The sequence below is a fragment of the Microvirga alba genome, from assembly GCF_015694465.1.
GTDB lineage: Bacteria > Pseudomonadota > Alphaproteobacteria > Rhizobiales > Beijerinckiaceae > Microvirga > Microvirga alba.
This window is the reverse complement of sequence record NZ_JADQDO010000002.1, coordinates 195,329-213,576: the sequence shown is the minus strand read 5'-3', so window position 1 is coordinate 213,576 and position 18,248 is coordinate 195,329. Positions and strand designations below refer to the sequence as shown.

The following is an 18,248-nucleotide window of genomic DNA, read 5'->3' as shown; positions in this document are numbered from 1 at the left end:
CGGTTCGGAATCAAGAAACGCATCGCGGACCTGAAGAAGGACCAGTGGCCGCGCGCCGGGTTGATGATTGGGGCGAAGTGATCCCCGCATGAGGGCGAGCAGGAGGCTAAAGCCGGCGCGCGGCGGCTCCATGTGGCCCAATGCATCCGCTTTGCTGCCCAAGTATTATCTCATTTCAACTCCAAGAGTGCCCGAACTGCTGGCCATTCCCGGAGCGATAGCGGTTCACCCGATAGGAAGGCGAACAAGACAATGACTTCAATTCTCAATGTCGGCGAACCGGCACCGTGGTTCTCGGCGGCAACATGCGACACTTCCGGCGAAAACATCGCGTTCAACGAGCTCGCGGGACGTCATATAGTGCTTTTTTTCCTTGGTGCGGGCGAGGAACCGAGCGTACAGAGTGCACTCGCTGCATTCACGCAACGTACGGATCTCTTTGACGACGATCGCGCCCTGCTTTTAGGGATCAGTTCCGGTCCGGGCAGCGGCGGCAGCCGCGAGCGCATGCTCCAGCGTCAACCCGGTCAGCTTTTTCTTGATGACAGTAGTGGCGCCATAGCGCGCGGATACGGAGTGGTGGAGCCCGGCACCACGGGAACTCAATCCAAAGTCCACCCGACCGCTTTCATCCTGAGCCCAGCCTTACAGATCGTGGGGATTGTGCCGCTGACCGAGCCGACAGCATTCGCCGAGCAGGTTGTGTCGCTGCTTCGCGAGCATTCGGGCAAGCCAGCATTTCAGAACGCGCCCGTGCTGATTGTGCCGCAGGTGTTCGATCGTTCTCTCTGCGCGCAGCTGATTGAACTATATGAAGCAGCAGGCGGAAGGGAGATCGGCGCTATCGAGAACAAGGGCGAAGTCGTCCAGCAATTTGATCCAAAATTCAGAAAGCGCCTGGACCATTATATTTCGGATGAAGATGCGCTCCAGCGAATGCGCGTCTCTGTGGAGCGTCGATTGGCGCCGATGGTCTATCGTGCATTCCAGTTTCCTGTGACGCGCATCGAGCGGTATCTCGTTGGTTGCTACGATGCGGTGACGGGCGGCTATTTCCGGCCCCACCGTGACAATACAGCGCCACCTGTAGCGCATCGTCGGTTCGCACTAACGATCAATCTTAATGAGGGTTATGAGGGAGGCCACCTTCGCTTCCCTGAATATGGCAATCAGCCCTACAGTGCGGCGCCTGGAGATGCGATTGTATTTTCCTGCTCCCTTTTGCACGAAGTGACACCCGTAACGCAGCATCGGCGCTACGCATTTGTGACCTTTTTATATGACGAACAGTCTCACCGCGTCCGCGAAGCAAACAAAGCGAGGGCGGATCTGTCCGGACGCTAGAGCTTGATCCATGTCTTTTTGAACAATCAAGCTCTCGCTTCCTTATTGCCGCATGATCAGAACACCGGTTTCCACTTGTTCTGATCATGCTCTAAGCGGCCGCTTCCGCCGCGCGCACGGCCTCTTCCAAACGCGGCGCACGCGCTTCGACCGACAGATCGATGAGGCTGTCGAGAAGGGTCGTCGCCGTCGGATCCGCCATGGCATCGTCCTGGAAGAGCCGCAGTGTCGAGGCGACCATCCGTCCGCGCCCGTACGTGCGCTCGACCCCAAGCGCGACCGGCTTGTGAATCCAGCCGACCACCAGACCGGCGAAGACGCGGGCCTGGAAATCGAGCAGATTGCAGCCGGAAATCACATAATCGGGCAGGACCCGGTCCATGGTTTCATCCAGAAGCGGTCCGCCCGGGAACTCCGCGAAATGCCCGGCGCGGCGCAGCCATGAGAAGGACGACGCCCAATCCCCGCGCCACAAGGTGCCGTCGCGCGATTTGACCTTCACATTCTGCCAATGCGGAAAGAACGGGTAGAGGGTCATCTCGTGCTCCGGCAGCAGCAGGAGGTTCGCGCCCTGGCGGACGCGATCCGCGATCGCCTTGTCATGATGGCGCGCGACAACCACCGTCGCCTCTTCAAGGTCGCGGGCGGCGGCATATCCCATGGCGTGAAGACGGTCGCGCAGATCCTCATCCGCCGACCAGACGAGCTGGCGGGCCTGGGCCGGCGCGGCGCGTTTGGGGTGGATGGCGACGTCCACATGGTTGTGTGCGATGAGCCGCCCGTCCGATGCGCGCAAGTCGAACGCGATGCGGCGCAGGCTGGGCTCCGTCAGCTCGGGTATGGCCACCTCCACGTGGCCGAGATCGAGCACGAACGGCGCGTCGATGCGAGGCAGGGGCAGGTTCTGCCGTGCGTCGCAGAGACTGATTTCGAGCTGGCAATCCTCCAGCTCCGGTCCCGCGCCATGAGCGACGAAGAGATGGAGCCGCGCGGTCTCGCCCGCCCAATAGGAGACGCGCTCCCATTTCGGCACGATCACCGTATCCGCGTTGATGATGTGGAACAGTTCATGGAACACGCGCGGATTGCGGCGCATGTCGAGAAGACCATTCGACTCCCAATGGCAATCGTGCAGTTCCGTGATGACATAGCCGGCGAGGCTCGGCTTCCGGCGCATGGCCTCGATCTCGTATTTGAGTGCCCGGAACTGCTGCCACTGCGCGGCGATGACGAACCGGCGCAGATCGCCGAAAACGCGGTCCATGCTCCAGTCGGAAAAGCGGTTCTCGACACCGTGGGCGTACATCACGCCCTCGCCCCAATCGTGACCGGTCTCGAACCACCACGGTTCCTCGCCGTTGGCGTCGCGCAGATCCTTCGGATAGGGCAGGCCCCAATTGCCGAACTCGGAGCACATGAGCGGTTCGCGCCCCGTGATCACGGCGTCGCCATGCGGGGAATAGAGCCAGGAGGCGCGGCTTGCGAGTTCGTCGACGAACTTGTCCCATTCGTCCCGATGGTCGGGAATGGCGGCGTAGAAGTGATAATCCGCGATGTCCGATTCCACGTGGAAACTCGGTGCAAGTGGTGAATTGTCGACCACGAGGCGGGTCGGGTCATAGGCCTTGAGCCACGCGAAGGTCCGCTTGAGCCACTCGCGATGATCCGGGTCGTTGACGAGATCCACGCCCCAATTCTCGTTGATGATCGTCCAGATGATGATCGAGGGATGGTTGCCGTCGCGGTCGACGATGCCCTTCAGGAGCTTTTCCTTTCGCCCCCGCGAGCGATCCGTCGCCATGCCGCCATTGGGAAGCTCCGTCCAGATGAGCAGGCCCATCCGGTCGGCCACTTCGTAATAGCGCGGATCCGCCGCCTTGATGTGACAGCGCAGGCAGTTGATCCCAAGCTCCTTCGCCTTGCGGAACTGGTCCTCGAGAAAGGCCACCGACGGCACGGTGCAGATCGTGTCGGGATAGTAATCCTGGTCGAGTGCGGCGCGCAGATAGAGCGGCTCGCCATTGAGATAAAATTTGCCGTTGCGGGCTTCGATGGTGCGGAAGCCGAACCGATCCTCGACCTCGTCCTTCACCGTGCCGCCGCGCACGAGTGACATGCGGATGCGGTAGAGGTTCGGTTGATCCGGCGACCAGGATTCCACGTCGGTCACGGAAAACTCGAACGGCATGCTCGTGACGCCGACCTGGGTCTCGTGCATCTCGTCGAGCACCACCTTGCCGGATGGGTCGGACACCTCGATCCGGATTTGCGCCTCGTCGGTCAGCGGCCTGGCGAAGAAGACGCCCGCCATGACCCGGCCCGTTTCCCGGTTGGGAACCAGGCGGATGCGCGTCATGTGGTCGGCGATGCGGCGTTCGAGGTAAACCGGTTGCCAGATGCCTGAAAGCGGGCCGTACCAGCTCTGCTTGCCGAAAGGAATTTCCGCGAGCGGCGAATCCGGAAACTCGGCCGGATTGTCGGTTGGGGAATCGACGCGCACCTTGATCTCGTTGCTTCCCGGTTTGAGATAGGACGTTACGTCGAAGGAGAAAGGCAGAAAGCCGCCCTCGTTCGTGCCGACCAGTTCGCCGTTGATGAAGACGCGCGAGTTGTGAAAGACCGCGCCGAAGCGCAGCCATATGCTGTCATGGAGCCACTCCGCAGCGACCTCGATGGTCTTGCGGTAGAGCCCTATTCCCGCACGCATGCGCAGATCCGAGAACTGGGCCTGCCAGGGACTCGGCACTCCGATCTGACGAATCTCGGCGGGGCCGGACAGGCGGTCATCCGCGACGTGCAGAAATTCCCAGGTCCCATCCAGGCTGATGCAATTGTCGTGCATGAGAACTCCTTGAATCTGGCTCTACCCAAGGGCGTCCAAAGCGGCGAAAACATGACTGAGCCCGCTGCTGCCGGTCGGGCGCACCATCCGCGGCACCGTGTCCGACCCCGGGTGTCGCTCGAACCATTGGTCCTCATCCGCGACAATGGCGATTTGCCCCAATCTGCGACAACGACCGAGCAGAGCATTGGATCCCACGCGCCGGTCCCGGTGTCGCCTCCTCGTGGCAATCGGAGCGTCCGTGAGGCGGTTATCGGGGAGCCTCTTCTCGCCAATCGCCGGGCGTGAGGCCCGTGGCTGGGGCTATCGCGGAGGACGGTATGGGAACGATGTTGTTCATCATTCTTGGCTTTTTCTTGCACTTGGCCCGTCCGGAGGCGACTTTTCGCCTCAATGATTCGCATAACCAGCCCCCACGGGATTGCGACAAGGCGGACTGAATGACGAATATTGGAATGCGGCGGCTCCTCTGGGCCGCAATGATGACGTTGACGATCGCCGCCGGCGGCGCCGCTCAGGCGCAGGTGAAGGCTCAGGCCCAGCCGCAGACCCAATCGCAACCGCAAAGCCCGCCGCCGGTCGCGCAGGCCGCCGCTCCCGCTGCGGAGCCTGTGGTCACGATCTCGACCGACACCAAGGCCGCGCGCGCCAAGCTCGACGGCTTCAAGGCGGATCTCGATCAGAAGGAGTTGGCGCTTCGGGGCCGGACCCTGTCCAACGCGGAACTCCAGAGCCTCCGACAGCAGATGGAGCCGATCATCGGCAACATCCGGACGCTCATCGAAGAGCAGGCGCCCAAGCTCGAGGCGAGCAAGGCGCGGTTGACCCAGCTTGGGCCGAAGCCGAAGGATGGCCAGCCCGAAGAGAGCGCCGACGTCGTCAAGGACCGCAGCGAGCGTGAGATGGCCGTCGCGGAACTCGATGAGACGCAGCGCCTGGCCCGCGCACTTCTCGTCCAGGCAGAACAGGTCAACGCCCAGATCAGCGATCGGCGCAGAGCCGGGTTCACGCGGGCGCTGTTCGAGCGCAGCGATGGAATCTTAAGTCCAAGCCTGTGGCTCAGCGTCCTCCAGGCCATCCCGCGTGAAATTCGCGCCCAGCAGATCACCCTCTCCGACACCTTGGGCCAGATGGAGCGCAACGCGACTCTCGGCGTGTTGCTGTTCGTCGGGCTGGCACTTGGTATCGCCATCGCGCTCTATGGCGGACGTCGCTACATCGCCCCTCGTCTGGTCAGACGCGATCCCGAGATCACCGACCCGGCGCGCCGCAGTCGGCTGCTGGCGGCGCTTGCCGTCGTGCTCCTCGGTGCGGTTCCTGCCCTCTTCGGGAGCTGGATCGTCTGGGTCGCTCTCGACTCGGCCGACATCTTTCCACCGCGCCTCGAACAGGTCGTCGCGGCGCTTCTGTTCGGCATCGCATTCGTGGCCTTCGTGCGCGCCCTGGTGGACGCCATCCTTGCGCCCGATCATACGCCCTGGCGCCTGGTCAACGTCTCGAATGCCTCCGCGACGCGGATCATGAGTTTCGCAGTGACGATTGCGACGGTCATGATGGCCGGAAAGGTGTTGGAATCGTTCAACCAGGCGATTGCCGCGGCCCTGCCGATCACGGTCATCACCCGGGCGTTCTTCGCTCTCGCTTCGACCTTGATCTTCGCTGAGCTGTTGCGCCGCTTTGCGCGCAAGGCTTCGCAGGAGGAGGCCTGCCTCGGACCCTACATGGCGCCGGAGCCGGATATCGGCGGCCCCCTGCGGACCCTGGGTTGGATCGTGGTCGGCATCGTCGCCGTCAGCGTGTTGAGCGGCTATGTGGCGCTTGCGTCCTTCCTGGTCGATCAGGTCGTCTGGGTCTCGATCATCGTCGCCTTGCTCATTCTCTCCATCGCGTTGGCCGATGAATTCATCGGCGGAACGCTGCGCGGCGAGAGCCGGATCGCCACGGTTCTTCAAGCCAATACGGGCCTGCGCCGCCGCTCTCTGGAGCAGATCGGCGTTCTGGCGAGCGGCGCGGCGCGCCTCGGCCTCATCATCATGGCGATCCTTCTGACCCTGGCGCCTTGGGGGATCGAATCCACCGATTTGATGGGGTCCGTGCGGGCCGTATTCTTCGGCTTCAGCGTCGGCGATGTGACCATTTCCATCTCGTCGATTCTGATCGCGGCCCTGCTTTTCGCCGCAGGCTTCGCGGTGACACGCGTGATCCAGCGCTGGCTCGACCACACGTTCCTGCCGGCGACCGATCTCGATGCGGGATTGCGCAATTCGATCCGCACGGCGACGGGCTATGTGGGCATCATCACGGCCGGCGTGATCGCCTTCAGTTATCTCGGCCTCAGCCTGGAGCGCGTGACGATCGTCGCCGGTGCGCTCTCCGTCGGTATCGGTTTCGGTCTACAATCCATCGTCAATAACTTCATCTCGGGCCTGATCCTCCTGTGGGAGCGTCCGATCCGCGTGGGCGATCTCGTTGTCGTTGGTGACGGTGAGGGCTATGTGCGCCGGATCAACGTGCGCTCGACCGAAATCCAGACCTACGACCGTTCGACGCTGATCGTGCCGAACTCGAACCTGATTTCCGGCATCGTGCGCAACCGGGTCCGCAACGACCGTATCGGACGCGTGCTGGTTTCGGTGCCCGTGCCCCGCGCCACCGATCCGGACCTCGTTGCCGGCATCATGCGAACCGCCGCGCTTGCACACCGCGAGGTGATGAGCGAGCCCGCCCCGCGCGTGATCTTCAAGAAGGTCACCGAAAATACCATCGATTTCGATCTGGTCTGCTTCGTTGACGATATCGATGCGGGGGGGCGTGTCGCGAGCGACCTGTATTTCGAGGTTTTCCGGGGATTGCGGAAGGCCGGCGCTTCCTCCATTCCGGAGGTTCCGGCCCCCAAGGAAGAAGAGCCGGAAGAGCCTGTCCGCAAGGTGAAGGCGGACGAGGAGGAAGGCTTAACCCTTCTCAAGGATAAGTCCTCCCCATGAAACATCTTGCCCTCCTCAGCCTCGTGGCGCTGACGCTCGCCGCCTGTCAGGGCGCGCAGCGTCCTCGCCAGACCCCGAGCTTCTACGTCTCCATGGCGAATGCCAGCGCCGTGGTGGATGCGGCGACCGCGCGGGACATGATCAGCGCCTATCGCCGCAACAAGGGTCTCGGCCCCCTGACCCTCGATCCGGAGCTGCAGAAAGCGGCCGAGGCGGAGGCCGACGCGATGGCGGCTGTGGACAAGCCGAGCTCCGCGGACGCCTTCAAGGCTCGTCTTGCGGCTGCGGGCTTCACGGCTCCGGCCGCCAACCTCTCCGCCGGCTACCACACCCTCGCGGAAGCGTTTTCCGGCTGGCGCGAGAGCCCCCAGCACGACCGGGTGCTGCTCGATCCTCAGGCGACCCGCATCGGCATCGCTACGGCCTATACACCGAGCTCGAAATACAAGGTCTATTGGGCGCTTGTCGTCGCCACGGGCAAGCGCTGATCTTTCGGAACTTGTCCTCGGCCTGCGCGAGCTTAGGTCCATGGCTTGAGAGCCGGGAACTTGTTCAGCAACGGATCATGTAACGCCGGCTATAAGATGGAGCTGTTTCGGCATGCTCCGTCCAGCTCGCAGGTAGACCGCATATGTGGCTGATCCGCCTTTATGCCCGCGTCCTCGGCCAACTCGGCTCCGACCTTCGCATCGGCGGTGTCCTGGCCCTGGCCAATGTGGCGCTCGCGATTTCGGCCTTTGCCGAGCCGATCCTGTTCGGGCGCATCATTGATGTTCTGACCCGTGCCCAGATTCCCGGCACGCCACGCATCACGTTCACGGTTCTGACCCCGCTCATCGTCGCCTGGGTCGCGTTCGGGTTTTTCTCCATCGGCGCGGGCGCTCTGGTGGCGCTCTATGCCGACCGGCTCTCCCATCGTTGCCGCCTTGCGGTCGTGGCGAACTATTTCGAGCATGTGCTCGAGCTGCCGCTCGCCTTCCACACCTCGACCCATTCGGGCCGCGTGCTGAAGGTGATGCTGGAGGGCTCGAACGGCATGGCCTGGCTCTGGCTCGGCTTCTTCCGCGAGCATTTCGCGGCGCTCGTCGCGCTTTGCGTGCTGCTTCCGCTCACGGTCTTCCTCAACTGGCGGCTCGGCCTTTTGCTCGTGGCGCTCGTCATTGTCTTCACGATCCTCACCATCATCGTGCTGCGCAAGACCGAGAGCCTGCAAGGCTCGGTCGAGCGCTATCATTCCAGCCTCGCGGAACACGCCTCCGACGCACTCGGCAACGTGCCGGTGATTCAGTCCTTCACTCGCGTCGAGGCGGAGACGCGCTCGCTTAAAACCATCATCCAGCAATTGCTGCAGGCACAGAATCCGGTTCTGTCCTGGTGGGCCATCGCCTCTGTCGCGTCCCGCGCCGCCGCGACGATCACGGTCACCGCGATCTTCCTCGTCGGCACGGGCCTGCATCTCAATGGACTCGCCACCATCGGCGAGATCGTCATGTTCATGAGCATGGCGACCATGCTCATTTCGCGGCTTGAACAGGCGGTGAGCTTCGTCAACCAGCTCTTCATGCAAGCGCCGAAGATGCGGGAATTCTTCGAGATTCTCGACACCGCGCCTGTCGTTCACGATCGTGCCAACGCGAAGCAGGTGGAGCGCTTCCAGGGTCACGTCGCTTTCGAGGATGTGAGCTTTTCCTACGACGGCAAGCGCACTGCCATCGAGGACGTGACCTTTTCCACGAATCCCGGCGAGACGGTGGCACTGGTGGGCTCTACCGGCTCCGGCAAATCGACGACATTGGGACTTTTGCACCGCGCTTTCGATCCGCAGTCGGGCGCTATCCGCATCGACGGTGACGACATTCGCGACATTGCGCTCTCGTCTCTTCGCCGCAATATCGGCGTCGTGTTCCAGGAGCCGATGCTGTTCGCGCGATCCATCCGCGAGAACCTCCAGGTCGGGCGGCCAGACGCCACCGACGCGGAGATGATCGAGGCGCTGGAGCGCGCCCAGGCCATCGAGTTCATCTCCCGCCAGAGCGAGGGTCTCGATACGATCATCGGCGAACGCGGCCGCTCGCTTTCCGGCGGCGAACGTCAGCGCCTTTCCATCGCGCGCGCGCTCCTGAAAAATCCGCCGGTCCTCATTCTCGACGAGGCGACGAGCGCGCTTGACGCCGCCACCGAACAGAAGCTGCAGAAGGCGTTGGATGAGGTCATGCGCGGCCGCACGACTTTCGTCATCGCTCACCGGCTCGCCACCATCCGAAATGCCGACCGGATCCTCGTCTTCGATCACGGCCATATCATCGAAACAGGGACCTTTGACGAACTCGTCGCCAAGGGCGGGCGTTTCGCGGAGCTTGCCAAGGCGCAATTCATGGCCACGGAAGAGAAGCCGAAGCGTCCGAGGATAGTTGCGGAGGAGGCGCTAAAGGCCTAGAGCCTTGGGATGGAGTAAATCGATGTCCCTGGCTGTGAGCGATCCGAGCATAACTGACTGGTCGGGACCGGCATCGACAGCGCGTCACAAGATCAATGGCGTCACGCTGCACGATGTGGAGGTTGGTGCTCCCGGTGCGCCTCTCGTTATTCTGTTGCATGGATTCCCTGATTTCTGGTGGGGCTGGCGTCGGCAGATCGGGCATCTCGCGGCGTCGGGCTTTCGAGTCGTCGTGCCCGATCAGCGCGGCTACAATCTCAGCGAAAAGCCGATCGGTTTTAAAGCCTACGACCTCGATACGCTGGCCGCCGACATCATTGGCTTGGCGGATGCCTATGGCTGCGAGAAAGTTCAGCTCGTCGGGCACGATTTCGGCGGCTTCGTCGGCTGGTGGACGGCGACCCGGCACCCTGATCGGGTCGAACGCCTTGTCGCCATCAACGCTCCGCATCCGCATATCGCGCTCTCGTATGTCCGCCGACATCCGATCCAGATGATGCGTAGTTTCTACATGGGAATTTTCCAGCTTCCCTGGGTTCCGGAATCGATTCTTGGTTTGCGTGACTACGCGGTGTTGCGGAAGACTCTCACGATGAGCAGTCGCGCCGGGACTTTCTCGGCCGCCGATATGAAGCGTTACGAAAACGCGTGGGCCATGCCCGGAGCATTGACCGGCATGGTCAATTGGTATCGCGCCCTGCGCATTCGGCCCAATCTGACCGATGCGACGGTCAAGGTGCCGACACTGGTCATGTGGGGGCTACGCGATCACTTCCTGGATCGCGGGCTCGCCGATGAGAGCTTGAAGCTGTGCGAGAACGGACAATTCCTCGGATTTGAGAATGCCACGCATTGGGTTCACCTCGAGGAAGCGGAAGGGGTCAACGAGGCTCTGGTTTCTTTCCTCAAATCCTGACGCGAGTTAGATGCTGAAAGCGTTTGTGCCGGCTTGCGGTGGGGCTATTGTGCCGCTGTGGATAGAAAACCATGTCGCACCGACCCCATGAACTGACCTCGGAACTGACCTCGCTTGAATGGTCGGGCGATCCAACCGATGGCCACCATCAGGTCAATGGTATCGCGCTCCATGATGTCGAGCTCGGAGCCGCTGACGCTCCCCTCGTCATTCTTCTCCATGGATTTGCTGATTTCTGGTGGGGCTGGCGACGGCAGGTCGATGACCTTGCGGCTGCCGGTTTTCGCGTCGTGACGCCCGATCAACGTGGATATAACCTCAGCGAGAAGCCGATCGGGCTGAAATCCTACGACCTCGATACTCTCGCAGCCGATATCGTCGGTTTGGCGGAGGCCTACGGGCGCGAGAGATTCCATCTCATCGGGCATGATTTTGGCGGCCTCCTCGCTTGGTGGACTGCCACCCGCTATCCGGATCGGGTCGAGCGCATGGTCGCGATCAACGCGTTCCACCCCGAAATTCTGATCCCCTATATCCGCAAACATCCGGCCCAGATGCTTCGCAGCATCTACATGATGATCTTTCAGGTCCCCTGGCTTCCGGAAGCATTGCTGAGCCTGCGCAACTTCGCGATTCTTCGCGGGCTGTTTCATCTTGGTGCCCATAAGGGGACCTTCTCCGAGGCCGATTTGAGTCGCTATATGCGGACGTGGTCGGTGCCCGGAGCCATGACGGGGATGGTCAATTGGTATCGCGCCCTGCGGCGCAGGCCAAAGATCGAGAATCCCCGCGTCAAGCCGCCGACCCTCGTGATCTGGGGACTCCAGGACCGATATTTGCAAAGGGGGCTTGCCGAGGACAGCCTGCGCCTGTGCGACAATGGCGAAGCCCTCTGGCTCGAAGACGGCTCGCATTGGGTGCATATCGAGGAGCCGGAGACGGTCAACAAGGCGCTGATCGACTTCCTGAAATCGCCTTAGAGCTTGATCATGTCACTTTGAAACCTGATCAAGCTCCAGATTCCTTATTGCCGCATGATCCGGGCGAACAACCGGTTTCCACTTGTTCCGATCATGCTCTAGTCGGCCTTGTTCCCGACCGGGACGAGCCGGGTGATCCGAAGCGCCATGATGCGGTTGCGCGACTTGCGCAGCACCTGGAAACGGAAGCCGTGGAAGGTGAAGATCTGCCCCGTGTCGGGAATGGCTTGCGCCTCATGGATGACGAGGCCGGCGATGGTCGTGGCTTCTTCGTCGGGCAGATTCCAGTCCATGGCGCGGTTGAGGTCGCGGATCGGCACGGATCCGTCGACATTCACCGACCCGTTGGGCTGGGGCCGAACGCCCTGAACCGAAAGGTCGTGCTCGTCCTTGATGTCGCCGACGATCTCTTCGAGGATGTCCTCCAGCGTCACAAGACCCATCACCTCGCCGTATTCGTCCACCACGAGCGCGAAGTGGGTCTTCTTGGCGAGGAAGGCCTTCAACTGGTCGCGGAGCGAGGTCGTGTCGGGCACGAACCAGCTCTCAAGCGCAATGGCCTCGACCTTGAGCTTGGTCGCGTCGCCGCTGACCATATCGAGCGCACGCAGGAGATCCTTCGCGTGCAGGACGCCGATGATGTTCTCCTGGCTGCCGCGCCAGAGAGGTATGCGGGTATAGGGCGAGGCCAGCACCTCGCGCACGATTTCTTCCGATGAGAGATCGGCATTGATGGTCCGCATCTTGGTGCGGTGGACCATGACCTCGGAGACGCTGAGCTCCTGGAGGTCAAGAAGGCCGCCCCACATGTCGCGTTCGACCTTCTCGACGTTGCCTTCCTTGCGCAACAGATCGAGTTGACCACGGATCTCCTCCGACGCGGACAGGATCGGTGTGTTCTCCCCGATGCGGATGCCGAAGGGCAGCAGCATGAGCCGCACCGCTCGCTCGACCATCAGCGCCAACGGGCCGAGGATCGCGACGACCCAGGACATCGGCCGCGACAGAAGAAGCGCGGCACTGTCAGGCGAGGTGATCGCGAGCGTCTTCGGCAGGACCTCGGCAAAGACAATCACCAGGATCGACATGAAGACGGTGGCATACAACGCGCCCTCGCTGCCGAAGAGATTGACGAGGATGCTGGTCGTAAAGGCCGAGACGCCGATATTGACCATGTTGTTGCCGATCAGCGCGGTGCCGAGGAAGCGCTCGCGCATATTCAGCAGGCGGTTCACCAGCTTCGCGCGGATATCGCCGTTCTTTTCCAGAAAGAGCATGCGCGACCGCGACGCGCCGGTGAACGCCGTCTCGCCCGCGGAGAAGAACGCGGACAAAAGAAGGCAGAAGACCACGACGAGGGCCGCGAACCAAAGGTTGACGGAATGATCTTCACTCATGGCCGTTATGCGCTGTTCTCATCCTTCAGGAAGGCCCGTACGCTGTCGACGGAAATCCCGGGAGCAATGAAGCTTTTCCCGATGCCGCTGGCCAAAATGAAGGTCAGGGCGCCCCCCTTCACCTTCTTGTCCTGGGCCATGGCGTCGAGAAGGTCTTCGACCGTGCCGCACCCTCCCGCAACCTGGTTCAGGCGGGTGGGAAGTCCAGCGGCGGACAGATGAGCCTCGACGCGCTCCGCATCGGCAACCGGGCAGAGCCCAAGCGAGGCCGAAAAGCGGAAAGCGAGGCACAACCCGATGGCCACGCCTTCACCGTGGACGAGGCGCGCGGAATTGTAGTGCGTGATCCGCTCCAGGGCATGGCCGAAAGTATGGCCGAGGTTGAGCAACGCACGGTCGCCGTCCTCGCGCTCGTCGCGCACCACGACGGCGGCCTTGGCGCGGCAGCTTTGGGCGACCGCTTCGTTCCGTTCCGGGCCGCCCGCGAAGACGCCCTGCCAGTTCTTCTCGCACCAGGCGAAGAACGCGGCGTCGTCGATGAGGCCGTATTTCACCACCTCCGCATAGCCGGCGCGCATTTCGCGCAACGGGAGCGTGTCGAGAAGAGCGGTGTCGGCGAGAACGAGGCTCGGCTGGTGGAACGCGCCGACGAGATTCTTGCCGTGGCGCGAATTGATGCCGGTCTTGCCGCCAACGGACGAGTCGACCTGCGAGAGCAGGGTCGTCGGCACCTGCACGAATCGAACGCCCCGGCGCACCACGGCGGCCGCGAAACCGGCCAGATCGCCCACCACGCCGCCGCCCAAAGCGACGACGAGATCACCGCGTTCGATCCTGGCTTCCAACACCGCGTCGCACACGGTTTCGAGAAACGCATAGCATTTCGTCGCCTCGCCGGCTGGGACGGTCACGACCGAAGTGCGCAGGCCATGCTGTTGGAGCGACCGCGCCAGAATGTCGGCGTAGAGCGGTCCCACATGCTCGTCGGTGACGATGGCGGCTGCTCGCGCGCCAAGGGCCGCGATGCGCTGTCCCGCTTCCTGGAGCAGGCCGCGCCCGACGTAAATCTCATAGGCCCTGTCGCCCAACGGCACCGGAACGGTGGTGATGGATGCGTCCGGCATCCGCTCTGCTGCGCCGCTCAAGGTTGCGCACTCCCCTGTTGTTCAAACCAGCCGCTCAGGGTCTCGATGATGTCCGCGACGACGCGATCGTGAGGGGCCTCGTGCGAGTCCACGGTCAGGTCCGCTGTCGCGTAGACCGGGTAGCGGGCTTCCATGAGCTGCCGCATCGTGCCTTCCGGGTCCGGATTCTGGAGCAAGGGCCGGGTCGCGCGCTTGCGGACGCGCCGCATGAGCACGTCGAGATCGGCTCGGAGCCAGATCGAGATGCCGTGCTCGGCGATCCGGGCGCGGGTCTCTTCGTTCATGAAGGCCCCGCCGCCGGTTGCCAGCACCATCGGCCCGTCCTCCTGAAGGAGGCGGGCAATGACCCGACGTTCCCCGTCCCGGAAATGATCTTCGCCATGGGTGGCGAAGATGTCGGGAATGGTCATGCCGGCTGCCGCCTCGATCTCGTGATCGGCGTCGCGAAACGGCAGCCCGAGGGTCTGGCTGAGCCTGCGGCCCACGGTACTTTTTCCGGCTCCCATGAGGCCGACGAGCACGATGGATCGCGTGCCAAGTTGGCGGCTGATCGGGTGGCCGCCCCGGCTTCCGGTTTCTGGCTCGCCGGCTTCCTCGGGGGAGGTGAAGCGGCTGATATTGTTCATGCTCCTGTCCTAGCATGGGGGGCGGCCGCTGTCACAAGGACGTTCGCGATATCGCGGGATGAACTTGCGATTGATCAGGGCTTGCCTTCGCAGCTTGTGCATGGTTGTTCGATAGACGCCGACGCTCCATGAGGCTCCCGTGCCGACACTCTTCCGGTTTCTCGTCATCGTCGCCGTGCTCGCGGCTCTCGGTTTCGCGGCCATGTACGCGCTGGCCACGTTTGTTCAGCCGACCTCCCGCGAGATCACGGTGCCGGTCCCCACCACGCGTCCGTCCTCCTGATGAGCGGTCAGCGGCACGCCAGCCTCTTCCTCGACATGCTCGCCGCCGAGCGTGGCGCCTCCAAAAACACGCTCGACGCCTATCGGCGCGACCTCGAGGATTACCTCGCTTATCTCGGAGAAGCCGGGAGCGCGCCGGACGCGGCCGATGCCGCCACGGTCCGGGGCTTCCTGGTAAGCCTGGAAGAGCGGGGTCTCAAGGCGACCTCCGCCGCGCGGCGGCTCTCGGCGGTGCGCCAGTTCCACAAATTTCTCTATCTGGAAGGCTATGCGACGGTCGATCCGACGGCGGCGGTATCGGCACCGAAGCGCGGACGGGCTTTGCCCAAGGTGCTCTCGGTCGATCAGGTCGATCACCTCCTGCAGGTGGCCCATGAGGATGCTTTGCGCGAAAAGGCGTCTCCCGCCGAACGTCTCCGCGCCGCGCGCATGGCCTGCCTGCTAGAGCTGCTCTACGCCACGGGCCTGCGCGTTTCAGAATTGATCGCGCTGCCCCGGAGCGCCGCCAAGACCCGGGATCGTTTCCTCGTGGTTCGCGGCAAGGGTGCGAAGGAGCGGTTGGTGCCCTTGACCGACGCGGCGCGGGAGGCCGCGCGGGCTTACCTCGCGCTGTTGGAGCAGCAGAACAAAGCGGCGGTTGGGCCCTGGCTTTTCCCGGCGGATAGCGAGAGCGGCCATCTGACCCGCCAGGCCTTCGCACGCGATCTGAAGACCGTCGCCGCGGGGGCCGGGCTTCGCAGCGACAAGATAAGTCCCCACGTCCTGCGCCACGCTTTCGCCAGTCACCTGCTTCAGAACGGGGCCGATTTGCGCGTCGTGCAGGAACTGCTCGGGCATTCCGACATCTCGACGACCCAGATCTATACCCACGTGCTCGACGAACGCTTGAAGAGCATGGTCCGCGACCTGCATCCGCTGTCATCGGGCGAAGGCTAGGGAAGCCAAGCCGCCGGCGCGTTCGCGATGTGGGTCATGTCCCGGTTGACCAACGTCGAGCTTTGTCTCCGAACCAGAGAGGGAATCTTGAGTATTGGCACGACGCTTTTGTCGGTCTGAAGGCTAAAGCTCTCGCTTATGTGGCATTGTGTTCGAAATATATCGATCAAATTGATTTGCAAAAAATCGCGGATACGCTTGAACCAAGTCGCGATCCGAGGGTTACACAAAGCCACGACTTATCATAATGGAGTGTGTCGAAATGGGTAATCAACCTGGTTCTGGTCGCGGACCGTTGCCGACCGACAAGAGCAAGCCGCAGGAAATGCCCCGCAAGGGCGAGCAACCTGCTCCCTCCAAGGAACATCCGTCGGGTGAAGCGGGACGCAAGGGCGGACAGACCCCTCAAGGCGGTCACCGCTGAGCATAGCAAGGCCGTGAACGGCTAGTCGATTTGGAGAGGGCTGCCGCAGGCGGCCCTTTCCATGTTTCCCGTTCAGCGCCGGCGCAGCAAGAACACACCCTGCTCACCGAGCAGGTTCCACACCCACCAGGGCAGGGTCATGCGCACGGGCCGCCCCCCGGCGTCGAGCGCCGCTGCCTTTTCCATCTGCGCGCCGACCTCGTGGCAGAGTTCGACGAAGTCGCGGATGGTGCAGAAATGAATGTTGGGCGTGTCGTACCACGCGTAGGGCAGGTTCTCTGACACCGGCATCCGGCCCCGCAACGTCAGATCGAACCGCACGCGCCAATGGCCGAAATTGGGAAAGGACACGATGGCCTTGCGTCCGATGCGCAGGAGTTGTTCCAGCACCACCTTCGGCTGGCGCGTCGCCTGGATCGTCTGGGAGAGGATCACGTAGTCGAAAGCGTCGTCGGGATAGTCGGCGAGGTCCGTATCCGCGTCGCCCTGGATGACCGGGAGCCCCTTGGCGAGGCAGGCATTGACGCCCTCGCGGGAAAGCTCGATGCCGCGCCCATCGACGCCCTTGCGGTCGCGCAGCAGCGCCAGAAGAGACCCGTCGCCGCAGCCGATATCGAGCACGCGCGAGCCCGGCTCGACCATGTCCGCGACGAGGAGAAAATCGAGCCTGTGGCCAGCCCGATCATCCACAGGAGGAAGCGTGGCTTGAGGTGTCATGAGATCCCTCGCGCGCGGGCCGCCGCGTCGATGAAGCCTCGCGCCGCCGCGAACATTTCCGGCTCATCGAGCAGAAACGCATCGTGGCCCTTGTCGCTTTCCACCTCGACGAACCCGACCGATGCCGCCGCCGCGTTCAGCGCATGAACGATGGCCCGCGAGTCCGACGTGGGAAAGAGCCAATCCGAGGTGAAGGAGATGACGCAAAAGCGCGTCGCCGATCCCTTGAAGACGCGGGCCAAGCTTCCGCCATGCTCCGCCGCCAAGTCGAAGTAATCCATCGCCCGCGTGACATAGAGGTAGGAATTGGCGTCGAACCGCTCGACGAAAGACAGGCCCTGATAGCGCAGGTAGCTCTCGATCTGGAAATCGGCGTCGAAGGAAAAGGTCGGGGCGCTGCGGTCCTGATAGTTGCGGCCGAATTTCCGGTGCAGGGCCATTTCGGAGAGATAGGTGATATGCGCGCCCATGCGGGCGACGGCGAGGCCCTTGGAAGGCCGGGTGCCTTCCGCCAGATAGCGTCCGCCGCGCCAGTCGGGGTCGGCCATGATGGCCTGCCGGCCGACCTCGTGGAAAGCGATGTTCTGGGCCGAATGGCGCGCCGCGGTCGCGATGGGCAGCGCGGCGAAGACCCGCTCGGGATAGCTCGCCGCCCATTGCAGCACCTGCATGCCGCCCATGGAGCCGCCAACGACGCAGAACAGCCGTTGGATGCCGAGCCGGTCGATCAGCGCCGCTTGCGCGCGCACCATGTCACGGATGGTGACGACCGGAAAATCGAGCGCATAAGGCTGGCCCGTCGCCGGATCGATCGAGGCCGGGCCCGTCGTTCCCATGCAGCCGCCGATGACATTGGCGCAGATGACGAAAAAGCGATCGGTGTCGACCGGCTTGCCCGGGCCGATCATGGTGGTCCACCAGCCGGGTTTGCCCGTCACGGGGCTCACATTCGCCACATGCTGGTCACCCGTGAGCGCATGGCAGATCAGGACGGCGTTGGACTTGTCGGCGTTGAGCGTGCCGTAGGTCTGGTAGGCGATCTGCCAGGAGGTCAGGGGAACGCCCGCATCCATCATCAACGGCTCGTCCGGCCCGAAGCGCGCCACAAGGCTCGACGGATCGTCGATCTGGCTGCGGGGTTCGGGGGAAACGGATGTGCTGGACATGAATACCGAAAACGTTCGTCCTTTCGAACACGGGTAATTCGCCGAGGGGCAG

The 18,248-nt window shown here is 62.9% G+C and carries 15 protein-coding genes; 9 read left to right on the top strand and 6 right to left on the bottom strand.

The features are described from left to right. The first annotated feature begins 252 nt into the window (after positions 1-252). Entirely contained in the window at positions 253-1,344 is a 1,092-nt protein-coding gene (locus tag I2H38_RS05330; RefSeq protein WP_196270793.1) for a 2OG-Fe(II) oxygenase, read from the top strand. Between the two features lie 91 nt (positions 1,345-1,435). On the opposite strand, the gene I2H38_RS05325 is transcribed toward I2H38_RS05330, so the two are convergent. After that, the gene (locus I2H38_RS05325; protein WP_196270792.1) at positions 1,436-4,186 is read right to left on the bottom strand and encodes a glycoside hydrolase family 2 protein; all 2,751 of its coding nucleotides are present in this window, start codon (positions 4,184-4,186) and stop codon (positions 1,436-1,438) included. A 440-nt stretch (positions 4,187-4,626) separates the two neighbouring features. Between I2H38_RS05325 and I2H38_RS05320 the strand changes: the two genes are divergently transcribed. The 5 genes from I2H38_RS05320 (at position 4,627) to I2H38_RS05300 (ending at position 11,503) form a co-directional block, all read left to right on the top strand. Then, entirely contained in the window at positions 4,627-7,170 is a 2,544-nt protein-coding gene (locus I2H38_RS05320) for a DUF3772 domain-containing protein (protein ID WP_229426565.1), read from the top strand. Further along, a complete protein-coding gene (locus tag I2H38_RS05315; RefSeq protein WP_196270791.1) occupies positions 7,167-7,658 on the top strand; it encodes a CAP domain-containing protein in 492 nt (163 codons plus the stop codon). Before I2H38_RS05320 ends, I2H38_RS05315 begins: the two co-directional genes overlap by 4 nt. 143 nt (positions 7,659-7,801) lie before the next feature. Beyond that, a complete protein-coding gene (locus I2H38_RS05310; protein ID WP_196270790.1) occupies positions 7,802-9,607 on the top strand; it encodes a glucan ABC transporter ATP-binding protein/ permease in 1,806 nt (601 codons plus the stop codon). Positions 9,608-9,629: 22 nt separating this feature from the next. Then, entirely contained in the window at positions 9,630-10,523 is an 894-nt protein-coding gene (locus I2H38_RS05305; RefSeq protein WP_196270789.1) for an alpha/beta fold hydrolase, read from the top strand. Between the two features lie 71 nt (positions 10,524-10,594). Beyond that, positions 10,595-11,503, top strand: a complete 909-nt coding sequence (locus tag I2H38_RS05300; protein ID WP_196270788.1) for an alpha/beta fold hydrolase — start codon at positions 10,595-10,597, stop codon at positions 11,501-11,503. A 98-nt stretch (positions 11,504-11,601) separates the two neighbouring features. Here I2H38_RS05300 and I2H38_RS05295 read toward each other — a convergent pair whose 3' ends face one another. The 3 genes from I2H38_RS05295 to I2H38_RS05285 are packed head-to-tail and all read right to left on the bottom strand — an operon-like array spanning position 11,602 to position 14,671. Beyond that, positions 11,602-12,900 (bottom strand): HlyC/CorC family transporter, encoded by a 1,299-nt coding sequence (locus I2H38_RS05295; RefSeq protein ID WP_196270787.1) that lies wholly within the window; start codon positions 12,898-12,900, stop codon positions 11,602-11,604. Positions 12,901-12,905: 5 nt separating this feature from the next. Beyond that, positions 12,906-14,024 carry a 3-dehydroquinate synthase gene (gene aroB, locus I2H38_RS05290; protein ID WP_196271320.1) on the bottom strand — a complete coding sequence of 373 codons (1,119 nt, stop codon included), beginning with the start codon at positions 14,022-14,024 and terminating at the stop codon, positions 12,906-12,908. Between the two features lie 17 nt (positions 14,025-14,041). Next, positions 14,042-14,671, bottom strand: coding sequence for a shikimate kinase (locus I2H38_RS05285; protein WP_196270786.1), 630 nt, complete (start codon positions 14,669-14,671; stop codon positions 14,042-14,044). 139 nt (positions 14,672-14,810) lie between these two features. Here I2H38_RS05285 and I2H38_RS05280 point away from each other — a divergent pair, with 139 nt between their 5' ends. The 3 genes from I2H38_RS05280 (at position 14,811) to I2H38_RS05270 (ending at position 16,313) form a co-directional block, all read left to right on the top strand. Continuing rightward, entirely contained in the window at positions 14,811-14,954 is a 144-nt protein-coding gene (locus I2H38_RS05280; RefSeq protein WP_196270785.1) for a histidine kinase, read from the top strand. Further along, a complete protein-coding gene (xerD, locus tag I2H38_RS05275; RefSeq protein WP_196270784.1) occupies positions 14,954-15,889 on the top strand; it encodes a site-specific tyrosine recombinase XerD in 936 nt (311 codons plus the stop codon). The genes I2H38_RS05280 and xerD overlap by 1 nt, the downstream gene beginning before the upstream one ends. Before the next feature lie 262 nt (positions 15,890-16,151). Next, positions 16,152-16,313, top strand: coding sequence for a hypothetical protein (locus I2H38_RS05270; RefSeq protein ID WP_196270783.1), 162 nt, complete (start codon positions 16,152-16,154; stop codon positions 16,311-16,313). Positions 16,314-16,385: 72 nt separating this feature from the next. Here I2H38_RS05270 and metW read toward each other — a convergent pair whose 3' ends face one another. Both metW and metX read right to left on the bottom strand, forming a co-directional pair. After that, the gene (gene metW / locus I2H38_RS05265; RefSeq protein ID WP_196270782.1) at positions 16,386-17,030 is read right to left on the bottom strand and encodes a methionine biosynthesis protein MetW; all 645 of its coding nucleotides are present in this window, start codon (positions 17,028-17,030) and stop codon (positions 16,386-16,388) included. Then, positions 17,027-18,196, bottom strand: coding sequence for a homoserine O-acetyltransferase MetX (metX, locus tag I2H38_RS05260; protein WP_196270781.1), 1,170 nt, complete (start codon positions 18,194-18,196; stop codon positions 17,027-17,029). Before metX ends, metW begins: the two co-directional genes overlap by 4 nt. Positions 18,197-18,248 lie beyond the last annotated feature (52 nt).

Excerpts from the sequence above, each read along its gene's own strand:
- I2H38_RS05330 (WP_196270793.1), top strand. The coding sequence starts at position 253 with ATGACTTCAATTCTCAATGTCGGCGAACCGGCACCGTGGTTCTCGGCG.
- I2H38_RS05325 (WP_196270792.1), bottom strand. The coding sequence starts at position 4,186 with ATGCACGACAATTGCATCAGCCTGGATGGGACCTGGGAATTTCTGCAC.
- I2H38_RS05320 (WP_229426565.1), top strand. The coding sequence starts at position 4,627 with ATGACGAATATTGGAATGCGGCGGCTCCTCTGGGCCGCAATGATGACG.
- I2H38_RS05315 (WP_196270791.1), top strand. The coding sequence starts at position 7,167 with ATGAAACATCTTGCCCTCCTCAGCCTCGTGGCGCTGACGCTCGCCGCC.
- I2H38_RS05310 (WP_196270790.1), top strand. The coding sequence starts at position 7,802 with ATGTGGCTGATCCGCCTTTATGCCCGCGTCCTCGGCCAACTCGGCTCC.
- I2H38_RS05305 (WP_196270789.1), top strand. The coding sequence starts at position 9,630 with ATGTCCCTGGCTGTGAGCGATCCGAGCATAACTGACTGGTCGGGACCG.
- I2H38_RS05300 (WP_196270788.1), top strand. The coding sequence starts at position 10,595 with ATGTCGCACCGACCCCATGAACTGACCTCGGAACTGACCTCGCTTGAA.
- I2H38_RS05295 (WP_196270787.1), bottom strand. The coding sequence starts at position 12,900 with ATGAGTGAAGATCATTCCGTCAACCTTTGGTTCGCGGCCCTCGTCGTG.
- aroB (WP_196271320.1), bottom strand. The coding sequence starts at position 14,024 with ATGCCGGACGCATCCATCACCACCGTTCCGGTGCCGTTGGGCGACAGG.
- I2H38_RS05285 (WP_196270786.1), bottom strand. The coding sequence starts at position 14,671 with ATGAACAATATCAGCCGCTTCACCTCCCCCGAGGAAGCCGGCGAGCCA.
- xerD (WP_196270784.1), top strand. The coding sequence starts at position 14,954 with ATGAGCGGTCAGCGGCACGCCAGCCTCTTCCTCGACATGCTCGCCGCC.
- I2H38_RS05270 (WP_196270783.1), top strand. The coding sequence starts at position 16,152 with ATGGGTAATCAACCTGGTTCTGGTCGCGGACCGTTGCCGACCGACAAG.
- metW (WP_196270782.1), bottom strand. The coding sequence starts at position 17,030 with ATGACACCTCAAGCCACGCTTCCTCCTGTGGATGATCGGGCTGGCCAC.
- metX (WP_196270781.1), bottom strand. The coding sequence starts at position 18,196 with ATGTCCAGCACATCCGTTTCCCCCGAACCCCGCAGCCAGATCGACGAT.